The 20,188-nt window shown below is 39.2% G+C and carries 13 protein-coding genes; 12 read left to right on the top strand and 1 reads right to left on the bottom strand.

Annotation, left to right across the window (positions count from 1 at the left end):
• The first annotated feature begins 24 nt into the window (after positions 1-24).
• The 3 genes from DV417_RS09510 to DV417_RS02745 all read left to right on the top strand — a co-directional run bounded on the left by DV417_RS09510 (position 25) and on the right by DV417_RS02745 (position 4,678).
• Positions 25-1,143 (top strand): hypothetical protein, encoded by a 1,119-nt coding sequence (locus DV417_RS09510; protein ID WP_239990465.1) that lies wholly within the window; start codon positions 25-27, stop codon positions 1,141-1,143.
• 89 nt (positions 1,144-1,232) lie between these two features.
• Positions 1,233-2,702 carry a surface lipoprotein assembly modifier gene (locus tag DV417_RS02750; RefSeq protein ID WP_118878499.1) on the top strand — a complete coding sequence of 490 codons (1,470 nt, stop codon included), beginning with the start codon at positions 1,233-1,235 and terminating at the stop codon, positions 2,700-2,702.
• Between the two features lie 125 nt (positions 2,703-2,827).
• Positions 2,828-4,678 carry a monovalent cation:proton antiporter-2 (CPA2) family protein gene (locus DV417_RS02745; RefSeq protein ID WP_118878498.1) on the top strand — a complete coding sequence of 617 codons (1,851 nt, stop codon included), beginning with the start codon at positions 2,828-2,830 and terminating at the stop codon, positions 4,676-4,678.
• 70 nt (positions 4,679-4,748) lie between these two features.
• Here DV417_RS02745 and DV417_RS02740 read toward each other — a convergent pair whose 3' ends face one another.
• Complete coding sequence (locus DV417_RS02740; RefSeq protein ID WP_118878497.1) at positions 4,749-5,252, bottom strand: single-stranded DNA-binding protein; 504 nt, start codon at positions 5,250-5,252, stop codon at positions 4,749-4,751.
• A 152-nt stretch (positions 5,253-5,404) separates the two neighbouring features.
• Here DV417_RS02740 and uvrA point away from each other — a divergent pair, with 152 nt between their 5' ends.
• The 9 genes from uvrA to secD all read left to right on the top strand — a co-directional run bounded on the left by uvrA (position 5,405) and on the right by secD (position 20,187).
• Positions 5,405-8,236, top strand: coding sequence for an excinuclease ABC subunit UvrA (uvrA, locus tag DV417_RS02735; RefSeq protein WP_118878496.1), 2,832 nt, complete (start codon positions 5,405-5,407; stop codon positions 8,234-8,236).
• Between the two features lie 298 nt (positions 8,237-8,534).
• Entirely contained in the window at positions 8,535-13,706 is a 5,172-nt protein-coding gene (locus DV417_RS09505; RefSeq protein ID WP_239990463.1) for a S6 family peptidase, read from the top strand.
• A 143-nt stretch (positions 13,707-13,849) separates the two neighbouring features.
• Positions 13,850-14,293 carry a hypothetical protein gene (locus DV417_RS02715; RefSeq protein ID WP_005626732.1) on the top strand — a complete coding sequence of 148 codons (444 nt, stop codon included), beginning with the start codon at positions 13,850-13,852 and terminating at the stop codon, positions 14,291-14,293.
• Between the two features lie 185 nt (positions 14,294-14,478).
• Positions 14,479-15,570 carry a tRNA preQ1(34) S-adenosylmethionine ribosyltransferase-isomerase QueA gene (gene queA / locus DV417_RS02710; RefSeq protein ID WP_118878495.1) on the top strand — a complete coding sequence of 364 codons (1,092 nt, stop codon included), beginning with the start codon at positions 14,479-14,481 and terminating at the stop codon, positions 15,568-15,570.
• Between the two features lie 344 nt (positions 15,571-15,914).
• The gene (gene tgt, locus DV417_RS02705; protein WP_112074645.1) at positions 15,915-17,063 is read left to right on the top strand and encodes a tRNA guanosine(34) transglycosylase Tgt; all 1,149 of its coding nucleotides are present in this window, start codon (positions 15,915-15,917) and stop codon (positions 17,061-17,063) included.
• 64 nt (positions 17,064-17,127) lie between these two features.
• Entirely contained in the window at positions 17,128-17,646 is a 519-nt protein-coding gene (locus tag DV417_RS02700) for a hemerythrin domain-containing protein (protein WP_118878494.1), read from the top strand.
• The gene (locus tag DV417_RS02695) at positions 17,643-17,864 is read left to right on the top strand and encodes a sulfurtransferase TusA family protein (protein ID WP_106013475.1); all 222 of its coding nucleotides are present in this window, start codon (positions 17,643-17,645) and stop codon (positions 17,862-17,864) included. Before DV417_RS02700 ends, DV417_RS02695 begins: the two co-directional genes overlap by 4 nt.
• A 109-nt stretch (positions 17,865-17,973) precedes the next feature.
• Positions 17,974-18,267, top strand: a complete 294-nt coding sequence (gene yajC, locus DV417_RS02690; RefSeq protein ID WP_005631054.1) for a preprotein translocase subunit YajC — start codon at positions 17,974-17,976, stop codon at positions 18,265-18,267.
• Between the two features lie 69 nt (positions 18,268-18,336).
• Positions 18,337-20,187 (top strand): protein translocase subunit SecD, encoded by a 1,851-nt coding sequence (gene secD / locus DV417_RS02685; RefSeq protein WP_118878493.1) that lies wholly within the window; start codon positions 18,337-18,339, stop codon positions 20,185-20,187.
• Position 20,188 lies beyond the last annotated feature (1 nt).

The following is a 20,188-nucleotide window of genomic DNA, read 5'->3' as shown; positions in this document are numbered from 1 at the left end:
TCTTTATATTTAAAGGAAAAAGTTATGAAACCAACGTTAAAAACAACCGCATTAGCGATGTGTATTGCACTAAGTTTGACTGCTTGTAAATCTACTTCAAATTTTGCAGATGCTCGTCCAACACCAGTTCAACCAGAAGCAGCTCAACCAGGCGCAACTAAACCAGGCGCAGCTCAACCAGAAGCAGCTCAACCAGAAGCAGCTCAACCAGGCGCAACTCAACCAGAAGCAGCTCAACCAGGCGCAGCTCAACCAGACGCAGCTCAACCAGGCGCAGCTCAACCAGGCGCAGCTCAACCAGAAGCAGCTCAACCAGGCGCAACTCAACCAGACGCAGCTCAACCAGAAGCAGCTCAACCAGGCGCAACTCAACCAGACGCAACTCAACCAGACGCAGCTCAACCAGAAGCAGCTCAACCAGGCGCAACTCAACCAGACGCAGCTCAACCAGGCGCAGCTCAACCAGGCGCAGCTCAACCAGAAGCAGCTCAACCAGGCGCAGCTCAACCAGGCGCAGCTCAACCAGAAGCAGCTCAACCAGGCGCAGCTCAACCAGAAGCAGCTCAACCAGGCGCAGCTCAACCAGGCGCAGCTCAACCAGAAGCAGCTCAACCAGAAGCAGCTCAACCAGGCGCAACTCAACCAGCGGCATCTTCATACCATGATTTTGAAAAGCTGTTTTATCGAGCTGTAGTAGATGATAAATCTAGCGATTTAGTTGATGCAACTTATAAAGGTAAAGTATTTGCAAAAGTTAAGCTTAGTAACACTGACGAGGAAAGATACGCACAAACGACGACAGATGAAGACGGTGATGTTACACTTAATGTTCAAAAAAATTCTTCTGATAAATTTAAAATGTCGGGAACTATCGATAGTAAAACCGTAGGTAGCATTCAGTTGAGAGAAAAAGAGATTATAGAAAATAAAGTGAAAGATGGTCATGTAGATTTTGGGGATGATGCTGACGGTAAGTATTCTGCTACTATTTCAAAAAATGGTGATATAGTTGGACGTGTGGAGTATAATTCTAGACGCGCAATAGAGGATGGTTTTTATCCAAGCTTTGAAGGCAAAGATGGTGCAACAAAATATCTTTTTGGCTATGAAGCCTTTTTTGATGCAACCAAACAACCTAAATAATCGTTATAAAACAATATTTGGCGGATTTTTGTCCGCCATTTTTCAACTTATTGTTTGTTTATAAATATTTACTTAAAGTTACTCATTTTATGAAAAGTATTGCTCTCTTTTTTACTGCACTTTTCCCCGCTCTTGCTTTAGCAGAAACAACGGCACTAGATATTCGTCAAACACCAATTAAAACCGAACTTGAACCACAAATTAATGTCGCCAAACTTGAAAAACGCGAACAAAATTTACCACCCTTAGGCACAGAGCAAGTCGAACAAATTCAAATTACCCTTGAGCAACTTAAACAAAACCCAGTTTTAACCCACGAATTATTAACTCGTGCCATTTATGCCCGCAATCCAGAAATGATTAAAAAATTGCTGGAAATTTACCGCACTTTTCCAAATCGTGACCCGATTATGGAACGCTTTGCAGAAGGAAAATTGGCTGCGATAACGGAAAACTATACTGTAGCTATTGATAAATATCGCGAAATTTTAGCCAAAAATCCAAATTTAAACCCTGTACGAATTGAACTGGCTATCGCTTTATTCAATCAAAAACAAGACGGTGCTGCTAAAGACCAATTTGAAAAAGCACAAACCGCAGAGGATTTACCGCCTCAAGTTAAGCGTTTAATGGATGCTTATTTAGAGGCTTTAAAAGAACGTGATAGCTGGAATGTGGACTTTTCTTTTAATTATGTACGTGATACCAATGTCAACAATGTCGGCGAAGGCAAAACGGTCGTATTAAATAATGGTGGCACCTTAACGCGTTCTGAATCAATGATGCCACAAACAGCACACGGCTTGGCGTATTCACTTGATATTTCTAGAGATTTCAATTTATGGAACTCTAATTACCTCACGGTGGGCAATGAGTTCGGTGGCAAGAGCTACTGGGATAATCATAAATTTGATGATATTTCCAACCGCACTTTTGTTGGCTATGCACATAAAACCGCAAAGCAAAATTTCCGTATTAAACCCTTTTATGAAAAACGTTGGTATGGCGGCGAAAGTTACCGTTGGTCTAATGGGGCAAGGGTGGAATTTTCTCGCTGGTTAAGTCCAAACTGGCAACTTTTTACGGCGGGAGAGTTTTCAAAACAACGTTATTTAGACAGTACATCACAAAACGGTAATAACAAACTGATTTCCGCAACCTTACTGTGGGCAAGAACACCGAAACAGTTTTTCTACCTCGGTTCCGATTTCATGGCAGAAAGAACGAAGGTTCGTCAATATGGTTCAGACAGTAAAAGCTTACGTTTAGGTTGGGGACAAGAATGGAATTGGGGCATTTCCTCACGTCTCGGCTTATCCATAATGAAACGTGAATTTAAAGATATTGCCAAACTTGGTAATCTCAATTTGTTTTCTTTTGGAAAACGTCGAGAAGATAAAATTTACGGCATAAATTTATCCCTATGGAAACGCGATTGGCATATTTGGGGAATTACACCAAAACTCCAATTAAGCTGGCGTAAACAAGATAGTAATATCCCAGAAATGTATTCTTATACACAGAAGAATGTGAATATGTTGTTTGAAAAGACATTCTGAGTTAATTAATTGAACTTAGGTTTATCCATTTCTAAAGTGAGCATAATATGAGATATGCTCACTTTTTTATTTAAAGGAAACTAGTTAGAATACAATTATATTCCATTTCATCATTGGAGCTATTAATGTCCCATCTTGCCGATTCAGATCTGATTAAAACCGTAATTTTGCTTGCGTCGAGCGTGACTATTGTACCGTTATTTAAACGCCTAGGGCTTGGTAGCGTGCTTGGGTATTTAGTGGCGGGCTGTATGATTGGTCCTTCAGTATTCGGTGTTATTCAAGATCCGGCTTCAGTTGTGCATTTGGCTGAATTGGGTGTAGTGATGTTCTTGTTCATTATTGGGCTTGAAATGCACCCTGAACGGCTTTGGTCTATGAAAAAAGCAATTTTTGGTCGTGGCTTGCTGCAAGTTGGGTTGTGTGGTGTATTGCTTACTTTGGCAGGGATTTATTTACTTGATTTACCGAAAGAAGTCGCATTTATAGCAGGAATGGGATTTACACTTTCTTCAACTGCGATTGTGATGCAAACTTTGGAAGAACGTTGTATTACCAGCACATCTAAAGGTCAGCGAATTATTTCGACTTTAATTTTTGAAGATATTGCTATTGTGCCATTATTGGCATCAGTGGCGTTTCTTGCGCCTCATTCTGAAGAAAGCACTCATACCGATTGGATGTCAATCGGCATCGCATTAGGTGCGGTAATCGGCTTGATTGTTGCGGGCAAATGGTTAATGAATCCATTATTCCGATTAATTTCTAAAGCACATATTCGAGAGATGATGACGGCGGCGGCTTTATTAGTTGTGCTTGGCGCAGCATTAGCCATGGAAATAGGTGGACTTTCAATGGCAATGGGGGCATTTGTAGCGGGCGTTATGCTGTCAGAATCTTCGTTCCGCCATCAATTAGAAGCGGATATAGAGCCATTTCGTGGTTTATTGCTTGGTCTGTTTTTTATGGGCGTGGGCATGTCATTGGATTTACGTTTAGTTTTCAATCATTGGTTATTACTACTTGGAATTGTATTCCTTTATATTATTGGCAAAGGACTTTCTGTGTATGTTGTTGCTCGAATCACTCGCTTAGAACATAGGGAAGCAGTGGGAAGAATGTCACTCTTGGCGCACGGTGGTGAATTTGCTTTCGTACTTTTCTCTTCCGCAACAACAGCTGGCGTAATGAGCAACCATGAAAATGCTACTTTTACTGCAGCAGTAATTATTTCGATGTTGTTTTCTCCATTTATTACACAAATTACTCGCAAATTAGCGCAATCTGGAGAGAGAAAATCAGCGAATCAACCAGATACGAGTGATCTGTCACCTATTGATGATTTAGAAGATAACGTGCTTGTAATTGGTTTTGGGCGTTTTAGTCAAATCGTATGTCAAACATTATTAATCCGCGGCATCAGCGTTTCAGTGATTGATCGTAATATAGAAAATATCCGTGCTGCGGCAAAATTTGGTTTTAAAGTCTATTATGGTGATGGTATTCGTTTGGATGTACTTTACGCCGCGGGTATTGAAAAAGCTAAATGTGTCGTGATTGGTATTAATGATACAGATCGTATTGAAACTATTGTTAGCCAACTTAAAGAGGCTTATCCAAACTTGCCGATTTTAACCCGCACTTATGATAGAAAAACGACGGTGAGCCTAATTAAGCAAGATGTGGATTTTATTGTGCGTGAAACTTTTGAGTCCGCAATTGCGCTTAGCCAAGCAACACTAATGAAACTTGGCATTGATAAGATTGAGGCTGATGAAGTCATTAAAGAAGTGCGAGCATTGGATCAAGAACGTCTAAATGAGGAAGTTCTACATGGTTTTTCTAATGAAATCTTAAAAAAATATTGGACGCCAAAACCATTCATTAAACCTCATGTCGATGCTCAGGCATTAAATGATGAAACAGCAGGAATATTGATTGAGGAATCTGAAGAAACGTCAAACAATAATTCGTAAAATGATTTCAATACATTTCAACTAAAAAAAGGAAGCAAATTGCTTCCTTTTTGTTTTGAGTTCGTTTGAATTAAAAAGGGATATCGTCATCAAATCCATCCATTGGTGGCTCAGCCTGTGGTGCAGCTTGTTGTGGCGCTGGACGAGATGATTGATAACTACCACCATTGTTAGTTTGACGAGCTTGGTAAGAGGGTTGTGGTGCAGATCCCATATCACTAGAGTAGCCACCAGATTGATTACGAGCACCAAGCATTTGCATTACATCACCTTGAATTTCTGTGGTATAGCGATCTTGACCGTTTTGATCTTGCCATTTACGGGTACGTAAACGACCTTCCACATATACTTGAGAGCCTTTACGCAAATATTCACCGCAAATCTCCGCTTGACGACGATAGAATACAATGCGGTGCCATTCCGTTACTTCACGGCGCTCGCCAGTATTGCGGTCGTTCCAGCTTTCACTAGTCGCTACACTAATATTAGCTACGGCATCGCCATTTGGCATGGTACGAATTTCAGGATCATTGCCTAGATGACCCACAATAATGACTTTATTAACTCCAGCCATAAAAAACCTCATTTTTTATCTAAAAAAGTGCGGTTATTTTGCCTGAAATTTTTCAAAAGATCTATATATTTTAACTGGATATTTGCACAGATATTAAAATATGCGATAATGATCGCAGAATTTAAACTTATTTCATTCTTTTGAGTTATTTTATGGAAAATATCGATATTCGCGGGGCTCGAACCCATAACCTGAAAAATATTAATCTGACTATTCCACGCAATAAACTTGTCGTGATCACAGGGCTTTCAGGTTCGGGGAAATCTTCTTTAGCCTTTGATACACTTTATGCGGAAGGGCAACGTCGATATGTTGAATCCCTTTCTGCTTATGCGCGTCAGTTTTTATCTTTAATGGAAAAGCCGGATGTAGATTCTATTGAAGGGCTTTCCCCTGCGATTTCGATTGAACAAAAGTCTACCTCACACAATCCACGTTCTACGGTGGGGACTATTACGGAAATTTACGATTATTTACGTTTATTGTTTGCCCGAGTAGGTGAACCGCGTTGTCCAGATCATGATGTTCCATTAACGGCACAAACGATTAGTCAAATGGTGGACAAAGTATTAAGTTTGCCAGAAGACAGCAAGATGATGTTACTTGCGCCAGTTGTCAAAAATCGAAAAGGTGAACATGTTAAGATTTTAGAAAATATTGCTGCGCAAGGTTACATTCGGGCGCGTATTGATGGCGAAATTTGCGATTTATCTGATCCACCAAAATTAGAGTTACAGAAAAAACATACTATTGAAGTGGTGGTTGATCGCTTTAAAGTGCGGTCAGATTTAGCAACACGTTTAGCTGAGTCTTTTGAAACCGCATTAGAGCTTTCAGGCGGCACCGCGATTGTGGCAGATATGGATAATCCGAAAGCGGAAGAATTAGTTTTTTCCGCAAATTTTGCTTGTCCGCATTGTGGTTATTCTGTGCCAGAATTAGAACCTCGTTTATTTTCCTTTAATAACCCTGCTGGAGCGTGCCCTACTTGTGATGGTTTGGGTATGCAACAATATTTTGATGAAGATCGTGTGGTGCAAAATCCAACTATTTCCCTTGCCGGTGGTGCGGTGAAAGGCTGGGATCGCCGTAATTTCTATTATTATCAAATGCTCACCTCATTGGCGAAACATTATAATTTTGATGTTGAAGCGCCCTATGAATCTTTGCCAAAGAAAATTCAACACATCATTATGCATGGCTCAGGCAAAGAGGAAATTGAATTCCAATATATGAATGATCGTGGCGATGTGGTTATTCGTAAGCATCCTTTTGAAGGTATTTTGAATAATATGGCTCGCCGATATAAAGAAACGGAATCAATGTCGGTGCGAGAAGAATTAGCGAAAAATATTAGTAATCGCCCTTGTGCAGACTGTGGCGGATCTCGTTTACGACCAGAAGCGCGTAATGTGTATATCGGAAAAACGAATTTACCGATGATCGCGGAAAAAAGTATTGGTGAAACGCTCGAATTTTTCACCGCACTTTCTCTCACTGGTCAAAAAGCGCAAATTGCGGAAAAAATTCTTAAAGAAATCCGTGAGCGTTTGCAGTTCTTAGTGAATGTAGGTTTGAATTATCTTTCTCTTTCTCGTTCTGCTGAAACTCTTTCAGGTGGTGAAGCACAACGTATTCGCCTTGCTAGCCAAATTGGTGCCGGGCTTGTTGGTGTGATGTACGTATTAGATGAACCTTCAATTGGCCTGCACCAACGTGATAATGAACGCTTACTTAACACGTTAATTCATTTGCGTAATCTTGGTAATACGGTAATTGTCGTGGAACACGATGAAGACGCGATTCGTGCGGCTGACCATATTATTGATATTGGACCTGGTGCTGGCGTGCATGGCGGGCAAGTTATTGCGCAAGGAAATGCCGATGAAATTATGCTGAATCCAAATTCCATCACGGGAAAATTTTTATCGGGCGAAGATAAAATCGAAATTCCTAAAAAACGCACCGCACTTGATAAGAAAAAATGGCTCAAACTTAAAGGGGCATCAGGTAATAACTTAAAAAATGTAAATTTAGATATCCCCGTCGGTTTGTTTACTTGTGTAACTGGTGTATCTGGTTCGGGAAAATCAACACTTATTAATGACACTTTATTTCCACTTGCGCAAAATGCATTAAATCGAGCAGAAAAGACGGATTACGCACCTTATCAGTCTATCGAGGGATTAGAGTATTTCGATAAAGTTATTGATATTAATCAAAGCCCGATTGGACGCACACCACGTTCAAATCCAGCCACTTATACAGGCTTATTTACTCCGATTCGTGAACTTTTTGCAGGCGTGCCAGAGGCACGTGCTCGTGGTTATAATCCAGGACGTTTTAGCTTTAACGTACGAGGTGGGCGCTGTGAAGCCTGTCAGGGCGATGGTGTACTCAAAGTTGAAATGCATTTTTTACCGGATGTTTATGTTCCCTGCGACCAATGTAAAGGTAAACGCTATAATCGCGAAACCTTAGAAATTCGTTACAAAGGGAAAACGATTCATCAAGTTTTAGATATGACGGTAGAAGAGGCTCGCGAGTTTTTTGACGCGATTCCAATGATTGCAAGAAAATTACAAACCTTGATGGATGTGGGATTATCTTATATTCGATTAGGTCAATCTTCCACAACACTTTCGGGCGGCGAAGCGCAGCGCGTCAAGCTAGCGACTGAGCTTTCTAAACGTGATACAGGCAAAACCTTGTATATTCTAGATGAGCCGACAACTGGTTTGCATTTTGCTGACATTAAGCAATTACTTGAAGTGTTGCATCGATTACGCGATCAAGGAAATACTATTGTCGTCATTGAACACAATCTTGATGTGATTAAAACGGCAGACTGGATTGTCGATCTTGGTCCTGAAGGGGGAAGCGGTGGCGGACAAATTATTGCTACTGGCACGCCTGAAGAAGTCGCTAACGTCGAAGGATCTCATACTGCCAGATTCCTTAAACCAATTTTGGAAAAACGTTAAAAATTACCGCACTTTATAGAACGTAGATATAAAGTGCGGTGATTTTATTTGCTATATGTAGGTTTAATTTAATCTCTATTTGTAAAAGTTATTCCCAATATTATATAGGGCGATAATATTACCTATCAATCGGTAACCAAAGTTCCTGGCGATTGCTTATTTAATGATGTACAATTTTCAACTTTCATTTTCTCCTAAACCTTTCAGTTTTTATCTGAAATCTTTTCAGAAAATTACCGCACTTTTAATGTTTAACTATAAGTTTTATATATAACAAATTGTTTATTGAGTAAGTCTTATGAAAAAAACTATATTTCGTCTTAATCTTTTAACTGCTTGCATTTCATTAGGGATAGTATCGCAAGCTTGGGCAGGACATACTTATTTTGGCATCAATTATCAATACTATCGTGACTTTGCTGAAAACAAAGGCAAGTTTACGGTTGGTGCGCAAAATATTGACATTTATAACAAGAAAGGTGAAATGATTGGTACTATGATGAAAGGTGTGCCAATGCCTGATTTATCTTCGCTTGCAAAAGGTGGTTATGCCACACTAGTGGGCGATCAACATTTAGTGAGTGTGGCGCACAACGTGGGATATCAAGATGTCGATTTTGGTGAGTTTGGACGCAATCCCGATCGACATAACTATAAATATCTAGTTGTTAAACGATATAACTATGTCAATGATGCTCGACATCCATTTATGACGGATTACCAACATCCTCGTCTTGCTAAGTTTGTAACAGAAGTCGCACCGATTGAGATGGTAACAAACACTCACGGTAATGTTTACACTGACTTAAAAAAATATCCTATGCGAGTACGCGCAGGAAGCGGACACCAATATTGGAAGAATGATAATAATGAAACCAATGGTGACTTAGCTTATGGTGGTACATGGCTGACAGGAGGTAATACCTTTATGGATGGCGGTACAAGAAACGGCGATCTTTATCTTAATGGACGTGTACAAAACCCTAATGAATATGGACCATTACCGATTGCGGGGGCGCAAGGCGATAGCGGATCCCCTATGTTTATTTATGATAAAGATAAAGGCAAGTGGTTATTAAATGGCGTGTTGCGTGAAGGACACCCTTACGCAGCGGTAGGCAATGGATACCAAGTTGCTCGCCAAGAGTACCTTGAAGAAGTGCAAAATAATGACACAACGGTAAGAGAATTTGCCAATAATGCCCATTACGTCTTTAAAACCGTAGAGGACGGGAAAGGTACCATCTCTCAAAATGGAAGAAAGCCTAAGGAAGTGGGGCTGTATAAGAGCACTCTTCTCGAGAAAGCCCGAGATCAAAATGGCGATATATCCCCAAGTTATGGTGGACCGAATCCCTGGTCTCCTGCGTTACATAATGGTAAAACTATTTATTTAGGCGACATGGGGAAAGGCATACTTACTATTGCAAATAATGTCAATCAAGGTGCCGGCGGGATTTACTTTGAAGGTGATTTCACCGTTAAACCAAGTGAAAATAATATAACTTGGCAGGGTGCAGGTGTTTCTATTGGGGAAGACGCCACCGTTGAATGGCAGGTAAAAAACCCCGAAGGTGATCGTCTCTCTAAGCTTGGGATCGGCACACTACTTGTAAACGGCACAGGGAAAAATTTGGGTGACATTAGTGTTGGTAACGGAACCGTTATTTTAGATCAGAAAGCAGATACAAATGGTCAGAAACAAGCCTTCAAAGAAGTGGGGATTGTGAGCGGTCGAGCAACCGTAAAACTTAATAGTGCAGATCAGGTCGATCCAAATAATATCTACTTCGGGTTCCGAGGTGGACGTTTAGATTTAAATGGGAATGACCTTACCTTTACTCGTATTCAAAACGTTGATGAAGGTGCAATGTTAGTCAATCATAATGCCAACAAAGAATCCAATATTACTATTACGGGAAGCAACATCATTAATAATAAAGAGAATGATCTTACTAATAAACGCGACATTGCCTTTAATGGTTGGTTTGGCGATAAAGATGATGCAAAAAACACGGGGCATTTAAATGTTAATTATTCTCCAACCAATCAAGAAAATCATCTTTTACTTTCTGGTGGCACCAATCTAAAAGGTAATATCACCCAAAACGGGGGCAACTTAATTTTCAGCGGTCGCCCTACTCCACACGCTTATAACCATTTAAATCCGCACCATGCCAAAATGGAAGGCACAAAACGCGGTGAAGTGGTAATGGATGATGATTGGATTAATCGTTCTTTCGTTGCTGGAAATTTTAACATTCAGAATGGTAATACATTTGTTTCTCGCAATGTTTCTTCTATTAAAGGCGGATGGAATATTAGCAATAATGCATCGGTTACTTTTGGCGTGATCCCAAATCAAGAAAACACAATTTGTACTCGCTCTGATTGGACGGGCGCAACAACTTGTCAATCCGTTAATCTTACCGAACCATCTGTGATTAAATCTATTCCTACTACACAAGTTAATGGACATATTTCACTATCCGATCATGCTCGATTAAATGTGAATGGATTAGTTTCTCTTAATGGGGCTGTTTACGCCCACTCTGATAGTGAATATCACTTAACACATAAAGCTAACCAAGCAGGCGATATTCATCTTGATGGCAATGCTCAAGCAAGCATTAATGATGCCACTATGACTGGAGATATGCTTGCCTATAATGATACCAACATTAATATTACTAACCACGCCGCTACAACTGGTTCTATTCATCTTGAAGATAATGCGAATTTAAACATCGATTCTTCCACTGTTAATGGAAATATTCAAGCGACGAAGGACAATGAATTAACCGCGACAAATAGCGCACGGGTGAATGGTAGCGTCACTTTAAGCCAAAATGCCTCCTATACTCTTAAAGATCAATCGGCACATTCAGGTAGTTTGAGTTCTTTAGGAAACAATAGAATCACTCTTTCCAATAATGCTCGTTTGGATGGATTACTTGACCTTACCACAGAAAGATCGGCTGCAGATATTACCAGATCAATTATTAATGGTAATGTTCGCTCAACTGGACGAGTGAATGTTAATGAAGCGTCTCAAATCAATGGTTCAGTTAGTTTATCGAATATTGGTGAAATGACGATGGATCATTCTCAATTAACGGGTAATCTAACCGCACAAGAATATTCGACTTACCGTTTAATCAATAAAGCCACTCATCAAGGTAATTTAATTTTGCGAGATCAAGCTGACTCTATCGTAGATGATGCTAATTTAATAGGTGATGCACAATTAACTCATTCTGCACAGCTTAAATTTAATAATGCAAGATTTGATCATCAAATTACAGGTGAGAATGGCACACATGTGTCTTTAAAGCAATCACAATGGACAATGCCGACGAGCACAATATTAGGTAATCTTACTTTAAATAATAGTGAAGTCACATTAAATCCTGATTTTGCGAAAGAAACTAACCGTAACCAATTTAATATATTAACGATTAATGGAGATTTAAATGGTTCTGGAACATTTAATTATCTTACTCATTTGAATCAATATTTAGGCGATAAGTTGCAGGTCAATGGGCAAGCACAAGGGACATTTAAACTCAATGTTCGTAACACAGGTGCAGAACCAACGAGACTCGATCACCTTACTCTCATCTCACTAAGAACAATGCCTACGACTGGATTAGATGTTTCATTAACCAATCAATATGTTGATGCGGGAGCATGGCGTTATGAGTTAATTAAAGACGGTAATCAATATCGACTTTACAGCCCAATTAAAGAAGCAGAATTAAAACAAGCGGAAGCTGATCGTATTGAAGCCGAGAAACGTAAAGCTCAAGAAGAGCAAGAACGTATTGAAGCCGAGAAACGTAAAGCTCAAGAAGAGCAAGAACGTATTGAAGCTGAGAAACGCAAAGCTCAAGAAGAGCAAGAACGTATTGAAGCTGAGAAACGTAAAGCTCAAGAAGAGCAAGAACGTATTGAAGCCGAGAAACGTAAAGCTCAAGAAGAGCAAGAACGTATTGAAGCCGAGAAACGCAAAGCTCAAGAAGAGCAAGAACGTATTGAAGCTGAGAAACGTAAAGCTCAAGAAGAAGCAGAGCGCATTGAAGCTGAGAAACGTAAAGCTCAAGAAGAAGCAGAGCGCATTGAAGCCGAGAAACGCAAAGCTCAAGAAGAAGCAGAGCGCATTGAAGCAGAGAAACGCAAAGCTCAAGAAGAGCAAGAACGTATTGAAGCTGAGAAACGTAAAGCTCAAGAAGAAGCAGAGCGCATTGAAGCCGAGAAACGCAAAGCTCAAGAAGAGCAAGAACGTATTGAAGCCGAGAAACGCAAAGCTCAAGAAGAGCAAGAACGTATTGAAGCCGAGAAACGTAAAGCTCAAGAAGAAGCAGAGCGCATTGAAGCCGAGAAACGTAAAGCTCAAGAAGAGCAAGAACGTATTGAAGCCGAGAAACGCAAAGCTCAAGAAGAGCAAGAACGTATTGAAGCCGAGAAACGCAAAGCTCAAGAAGAGCAAGAACGTATTGAAGCTGAGAAACGTAAAGCTCAAGAAGAGCAGGAACGTATTGAGGCAGAAAAACGCAAAGCTCAGGAAGAGCAAGCAAGAATAGAAGCTAAAAAACAGCTCAAACAAAAAAATTTAATTAGTAAATACTCAAACAATGCGTTATCGGAATTGTCTGCTACAGTAAATAGTATGCTTTCCATTCAAGATGAATTGGATCGTCTTTTTGTGGAGCAAACGCAGCCTATGGTGTGGACAAATATCGCACAGGATAAAAGACACTATGATTCTGATGCGTTCCGTGCTTATAAGCAGAAAACTAACTTGCGTCAAATTGGGATGCAAAAAGCGTTAGGTAATGGACGAATTGGGGCAGTTTTCTCACATAGCCGTTCGGATAATACCTTTGATGAGCAAGTTAAAAATTATACTACACTGATGATGCTATCGGGATTTGCTCAATATCAATGGAAGGATTTCCAGTTCGGTGTAAGCGTAGGAATGGGGAGCAGTGTAAGTAAAACAGCAGGAGAACAAAGCCGAAAAATTTATCGTAAAGTGGTAAATTATGGTGTAAATGCAAGTTATCAGTTCCGCTTAGGGCAATTAGGTATTCAGCCTTATTTGGGGGGGAATCGCTATTTTATTGAACGTGAAAACTATCAATCGGAAGGCGTGAGAGTTCAAACACCTAGCCTTGTATTTAATCGCTATAATACAGGTGTACGGATCGATTATACTTTTACACCAACTAATAACATCACGGTTAAGCCTTATTTCTCAGTGAATTATGTTGATGCATCTAATGCCAATATGCAAATCAAAGTGAATAGTGCTACATTACAACAGCCATTTGTACGTTATTGGCAAAAAGAGGTTGGATTAAGTACGGAAATTTTACATTTCCAATTTTCTGCTGCTATCTCACAATCGAAAGGTTCGCAATTAGATAAACAGCAAAATATAGGCTTGAAATTAGGCTATCGTTGGTAAAACATCATTCGTAGATAGGTTGATTTGTTTGACGAGTTGTTTAGTTTTTATCTCAACAAATTTTTACTTTAAAATAGAACTTTATTTTATTTAACGTATCTAAGTAGCGCCTCAGATTGGGGCTTAATTAAGAGGATTTAATAATGAACTTCACTAAAGTTTTACCGGCATTTGCTGCCGCTGTTGTATTATCTGCATGTGCAAAAGATGCGCCAATAATGGAAAATGCATCGACTCAAATGGCTGCTCAAACTGCGTCAACTATCACTGACAAAACAGTAGTTTATTCTTGCAACAAAAAAACTGTGACTGCAGTGTATCAATTTGAAAACCAAGAGCCAGTTGCGGCAATGGTTAGTTTAGGTAACAAAATTATTGCAAAAGATTTTGCTCGTGATAAATCACAAAACGATTTTACAAGTTTCACTTCTGGTGACTATGTTTGGAATGTAGATAGTGGTTTAACTTTAGATAAATTTGATTCTGTTGTGCCAGTGAATTTAATTCAAAAAGGCAAAACTAGCGATAAGATTATCATCAAAAACTGTGATGTAAACGCAAAAGCAACTAAAAAAGCAAATTTATAATTCATCAAATGGCTAGCGTAATTGCTAGCCATTTTTCTATCTTAAATAGCTCTTAACTTGCATCACCTCAATAGATAAATAAAAAAGTTTAACTATGAATAGAAGATAAGATTTTTATTTTTTCTTGAGATCATCCCCGATTCAAACTAGACTTACCGCCTATTTTATTTAACCTAAACTTTATTATGCGTGTTTCAGATTTTAATTTCGATTTACCTGATGAACTTATTGCTCGCTATCCAAAAGAGGATAGAACATCTTGCCGTTTATTACATTTGAATGGGGAAAATGGCGCGGTAATTGACCGCACTTTTTCAGATGTATTGGATTTAATTGATGAAGGCGATTTATTGATTTTCAATAATACTCGCGTCATTCCTGCAAGAATGTTTGGGCGTAAAGCCAGCGGTGGAAAAATTGAAGTTTTAGTTGAACGCATGTTAGATGAGCATCGTTTCTTAGCCCATATTCGTTCATCAAAATCACCAAAAGAAGGGGCTGAATTATTTTTAGGTGAAGATAAATTAGGCGAAAATAATGGAATTAAAGCGGTAATGACAGCACGTCATGGTGCATTGTTTGAAGTGGAATTAAGTGATAAATCAACCGCTCTTTTAGATGTGTTGCAAGCCATTGGACATATTCCATTGCCGCCTTATATCGACCGTCCAGATGAAGAAGCCGATCAAGAATGTTATCAAACCGTTTATAGTAAAGTACCGGGTGCTGTGGCAGCGCCAACAGCTGGATTACATTTTGATGAACCTTTGCTTGAAAAACTTAAAGATAAAGGTGTCAATTTTGAATTTGTCACATTGCATGTGGGTGCGGGAACATTTCAGCCTGTTCGTGTCGAAAATATTGAAGATCATGTGATGCATGCAGAATATGTAGAAGTTTCTCAAGAAGTTTGCAATGCAATTATTGCAACAAAGAAAGCGGGTAAACGTGTTATTGCCGTGGGAACCACTTCTGTTCGTTCTATTGAAAGTGCGGCGCTTTCTGCGGAAGAATTTGGCAATCCAGATTTAATTGAGCCTTATTTTTCTGATACCTCTATTTTTATTTATCCTGGTAAAAAATTCCGAGTGGTAGATTGTTTAATTACTAATTTCCACTTACCTGAAAGCACATTGATAATGTTAGTTTCAGCTTTTGCTGGTTATAAAAATACCATGAATGCATATAAGCATGCAGTGCAAGAAAAATATCGTTTCTTTAGTTATGGAGATGCGATGTTTATTAATAAAAATTCTAATGTGAGAGGATTGGAATAAGTTGTTTGACTTGTAATTAGTCAGCACCTACAATAAAGAACAAGAGATGGCGGTAACCATCCCTTGTCGGCATCAACTACTAATGGCCAGTGCTACTTTTCAATAACAGGCAAAGTAGAATAATGATGTCCAACTTAATCATAAATTTAGTCATATTTTTATCCTTAGTATGATTAACAAACTCAGGATCTACGAAATAGCCCGACAGCGGCAACTGGCGGACTATCTTAGTAGATCCGCCTCTGCTTAAAGAGCATTAGAAATATGATAGCACAAAGCCTGTATTTTTTAACAGGCTTTTTTGTTTAAAAAAATCTTCGAACTGTTTATTCGTTGGAGCAAAAATGAAGTATGAATTAGATAAAACAAGCGGCAATGCTCGTCGTGGTCGCTTGGTATTTGAACGTCCACAAGGCACGTTCAGTGTAGAAACCCCTGCATTTATGCCAGTGGGCACTTATGGCACCGTAAAAGGCATGACACCAGAAGAAGTGCGTGCGACAGGTGCAGAGATTTTACTGGGTAACACCTTTCATCTATGGCTTCGTCCTGGACAGGAAGTGATGCGTAAACACGGTGATTTACATGACTTTATGCAATGGCATCGTCCGATTTTGACTGACAGTGGTGGTTTCCAAGTATTTAGTTTAGGTAAATTACGTAAAATTACCGAAGAAGGCGTGAAATTCCAAAACCCAATTAACGGTGAGCGCATTTTCCTTTCTCCTGAAAAATCTATGGAAATTCAATATGATTTAGGTTCTGACATTGTGATGATTTTCGATGAATGTACGCCTTATCCTGCAACTTTTGATTATGCTAAAAAATCCATGGAAATGTCTCTTCGTTGGGCAAAACGCAGCCGCGATCGCTTTGATGAATTAGGCAATAAAAATGCGCTATTCGGTATTATTCAAGGCGGCGTATTTGAAGAATTACGCAAAGTATCATTAGAAGGCTTAGTGAATATTGGCTTTGACGGTTATGCGGTGGGCGGTTTAGCGGTAGGCGAACCAAAAGAAGATATGCACCGCATTTTAGAATACATCTGCCCACAAATCCCGGCTGATAAACCGCGTTATTTAATGGGCGTGGGCAAACCAGAAGATTTAGTGGAAGGTGTACGTCGTGGCATTGATATGTTCGACTGCGTAATGCCAACCCGTAACGCACGTAACGGCCATTTATTCGTGACAGACGGCATTGTTAAAATCCGTAATGCAAAATACCGTGATGATACCAGCCCATTGGATCCAGAATGTGATTGCTACACCTGTAAAAACTACACCAAAGCCTATTTATATCATTTAGATAAGTGCGGTGAAATTTTAGGTGCGCGCTTAAATACCATTCATAATTTACGCTATTATCAACGTTTAATGGCGGAAATTCGTCAAGCGATTGAAAATGATCGTTTTGATGATTTTGTTGTGGAATTCTATGCTCGCATGGGCAAACCTGTTCCACCATTACAATTAGCGGATAAATCATAATTGATGAAAGTGCGGTAGAAAAATGAAATGTTTTCTGACCGCACTTTTTAACAAAGGAAACCTTATGCAAATTCTTGAATCTCAACAATTCGCCACCTGGAATGAACCTATTGAAATGCTTTATGCCTGTCATAGTAAGGTAAAACGCTTTTGTCGCCAGTTAAGCATTTTGCCTGATTATCTAGAAAAACACGGCTATACTCAGGCTGTATTAAATGATGTTGAGCAGATTTTAACTTATTTCAATCGTGCCGCGCCGTTACATCATGAGGACGAAGAATTAGATTTTTTCCCTCAATTAGTCAAAGTGGCTCCGCAAGCACAAAGCTCCATTGATGAATTAGAAAAACAGCACGAATATTTGCATGAAAATTGGAATGCATTATCTGCGCAGTTAGAAGAGCTTATTTCTGAACAACGTCAAAATATTGATGAACATTTAATTGAACGCTTTATTCAAGGTTATGATCGTCATATTGCGTTAGAAGAACCGCTATTTGAAATGGGGCGTGAATGCTTAAGTGCGGATATTTTGGCTGAAATGGGCAAGAACATGAGTGCTCGTCGTCAAGTTAAAGAATGAAATATCAGCTCAATTTAACCGCACTTCGATGTCCAATTCCTCTTTTAAGTGCCAAAAAAGCCTTAAAAAATTTGGATAAAAATGATGAGCTAATGTTGATCTTAAACCTTGAAAGTGCGGTGGAAAATTTTTCTATTTTTGCAGAAGAAAATTCTGTTGCTTTGGTCGAGCAATATTACGTTTCGGAAAAAGAATTTATCGTTATCTTGAAAAAATAAAATTAATCGCCATAACGTAGGATATTGGGCGTGGTTCACCTTTCCCAATGAGCCAATTTATGGTATTTTAAGCGAAATTTTTAACTTAAATTAACAAGGAAAACATACAATGGAAGCACAAAACCCGATGTCCACGTTATTTATTTTCGTGATCTTTGGTTTAATTTTTTACTTTATGATTTATCGCCCGCAAGCTAAACGCAATAAAGAACATAAAAAATTGATGTCTGAGCTTGCAAAAGGTACTGAAGTTTTAACTGCTGGTGGTTTAATCGGCAAAATTACTAAAGTAACCGAAGGTAGTGATAGCATCGTGATTGCGTTAAACGACACGACAGAAATTACGATTAATCGTAACTACATTGTGAGCGTTCTTCCTAAAGGTTCATTAAAATCACTTTAAGAGTAACGTTAAATTATTTTCCAGAGCCACGAATTGTGGCTCTGTGCGTTAGAAAAGAAAAGGAAAACTATGTTAAACCGTTATCCATTATGGAAGAATTTGATGGTTATTTTTATTGTGGCCATCGGGATTTTATATTCTCTTCCAAATATTTATGGTGAAGATCCTGCGGTGCAAATTTCCGGTACGCGCGGTCAAGAAGCGAATACTAGCGTGCTTGGACAAGTTCAAGATGTGCTTAAAACCAACAATCTTCCAACCAAATCTGTCGTGCTTGAGAACGGCTCAATTCTAGCTCGTTTCACTAATACCGATGATCAACTCCTCGCTAAAGATAAAATTGCTGAACGTCTTGGCAATAATTACACCACCGCATTAAATCTTGCTCCAGCCACTCCAGCTTGGTTAAGCATGTTTGGTGCTAACCCAATGAAATGGGGATTAGACTTACGTGGTGGGGTTCGTTTTTTGATGGAAGTTGATATGAATTCTGCACTTGTAAAACGCCAAGAGCAATTACAAGACAGTTTACGTAACGAACTTCGCAAAGAAAAAATTCAATATACGGCAATTAAAAATACTGAACATTTTGGTACTTCTGTCACATTGGCTGATGCAAGTCAACATTCTAAAGCAGAACGTATTATTCATCAGTTGCATCCAACCTTAGATATCACAGAGTTGGATAATGATAGTATCAATTTAGGTCTTTCAACTTCAGCATTAAATGAAGCACGCGACTTAGCTATTGAGCAAAACTTAACGATTTTACGTAAACGTGTTGCTGAATTAGGGGTATCTGAAGCAGTTATTCAACGTCAAGGCGCTGAGCGTATTGTTATTGAATTACCTGGAATACAAGATACAGCACGAGCAAAAGAAATTTTAGGGGCAACAGCGACGCTTGAGTTTCGTATCGTAAATCAAAATGTTACAGCCGATGCAATTTCTCGTAATATGTTACCAGCCGATACAGAAATTAAATATGATCGCCAAGGTCATCCTGTCGCATTATTTAAACGCGCGGTATTAGGTGGTGAGCATATTATTAATTCAAGTTCCGGTTTAGATCCTCATTCAAGCACGTTGCAAGTAAGTGTAACGTTGGATGGGGAAGGCGGTGAGATCATGTCTCAAACCACCAAAAAATATTACAAGAAACCAATGGCAACACTTTATGTTGAATATAAAGATAATGGCAAAAAAGATGAAAATGGTAAAACCATTTTAGAAAAACATGAGGAAGTCATTAATGTGGCGACGATCCAAGGTCGTTTCAGTTCTAATTTCCAAATTACTGGTGTTGATAGTATCGCGGAAGCGCACAATCTTTCTACCTTATTGAAATCTGGGGCATTAATTGCACCAATTCAAATTGTTGAAGAACGTACAATTGGTCCATCTTTAGGAGCTCAAAATGTAGAGCAAGGGATTAATGCGAGTTTATGGGGGCTCATTGCTGTGATTGTCTTTATGCTGTTCTACTACAAAATGTTCGGTATTATCGCAAGTTTTGCTTTGGTCATTAATATTGTGTTGTTAGTCGGTTTAATGTCTATTTTACCTGGTGCAACGCTTTCAATGCCCGGGATTGCTGGTATCGTATTAACCCTAGGTATGTCGGTGGATGCCAACGTGTTGATTTTTGAACGTATTAAAGAAGAAATTCGAAATGGTCGTCCAATTCAACAAGCAATCAATGAAGGTTATAACGGGGCATTTAGTTCTATTTTTGATGCAAATTTAACGACAATTTTAACCGCTATTATCTTGTATGCTGTGGGGACAGGCCCAATTCAAGGATTTGCGATTACACTTTCACTTGGTGTGGCAATTTCAATGTTTACCGCAATTACAGGAACACGTGCATTAGTTAATGCGCTTTATGGCGGCAAACAACTTAAGAAATTATCAATTTAGG

It is taken from the genome of Haemophilus haemolyticus (genome assembly GCF_003490935.1).
GTDB classification, from domain to species: Bacteria; Pseudomonadota; Gammaproteobacteria; order Enterobacterales; family Pasteurellaceae; genus Haemophilus; species Haemophilus haemolyticus_M.
This window is presented reverse-complemented; position numbering and strand designations above follow the sequence as displayed.

Excerpts from the sequence above, each read along its gene's own strand:
- DV417_RS09510 (WP_239990465.1), top strand. The coding sequence starts at position 25 with ATGAAACCAACGTTAAAAACAACCGCATTAGCGATGTGTATTGCACTA.
- DV417_RS02750 (WP_118878499.1), top strand. The coding sequence starts at position 1,233 with ATGAAAAGTATTGCTCTCTTTTTTACTGCACTTTTCCCCGCTCTTGCT.
- DV417_RS02745 (WP_118878498.1), top strand. The coding sequence starts at position 2,828 with ATGTCCCATCTTGCCGATTCAGATCTGATTAAAACCGTAATTTTGCTT.
- DV417_RS02740 (WP_118878497.1), bottom strand. The coding sequence starts at position 5,252 with ATGGCTGGAGTTAATAAAGTCATTATTGTGGGTCATCTAGGCAATGAT.
- uvrA (WP_118878496.1), top strand. The coding sequence starts at position 5,405 with ATGGAAAATATCGATATTCGCGGGGCTCGAACCCATAACCTGAAAAAT.
- DV417_RS09505 (WP_239990463.1), top strand. The coding sequence starts at position 8,535 with ATGAAAAAAACTATATTTCGTCTTAATCTTTTAACTGCTTGCATTTCA.
- DV417_RS02715 (WP_005626732.1), top strand. The coding sequence starts at position 13,850 with ATGAACTTCACTAAAGTTTTACCGGCATTTGCTGCCGCTGTTGTATTA.
- queA (WP_118878495.1), top strand. The coding sequence starts at position 14,479 with ATGCGTGTTTCAGATTTTAATTTCGATTTACCTGATGAACTTATTGCT.
- tgt (WP_112074645.1), top strand. The coding sequence starts at position 15,915 with ATGAAGTATGAATTAGATAAAACAAGCGGCAATGCTCGTCGTGGTCGC.
- DV417_RS02700 (WP_118878494.1), top strand. The coding sequence starts at position 17,128 with ATGCAAATTCTTGAATCTCAACAATTCGCCACCTGGAATGAACCTATT.
- DV417_RS02695 (WP_106013475.1), top strand. The coding sequence starts at position 17,643 with ATGAAATATCAGCTCAATTTAACCGCACTTCGATGTCCAATTCCTCTT.
- yajC (WP_005631054.1), top strand. The coding sequence starts at position 17,974 with ATGGAAGCACAAAACCCGATGTCCACGTTATTTATTTTCGTGATCTTT.
- secD (WP_118878493.1), top strand. The coding sequence starts at position 18,337 with ATGTTAAACCGTTATCCATTATGGAAGAATTTGATGGTTATTTTTATT.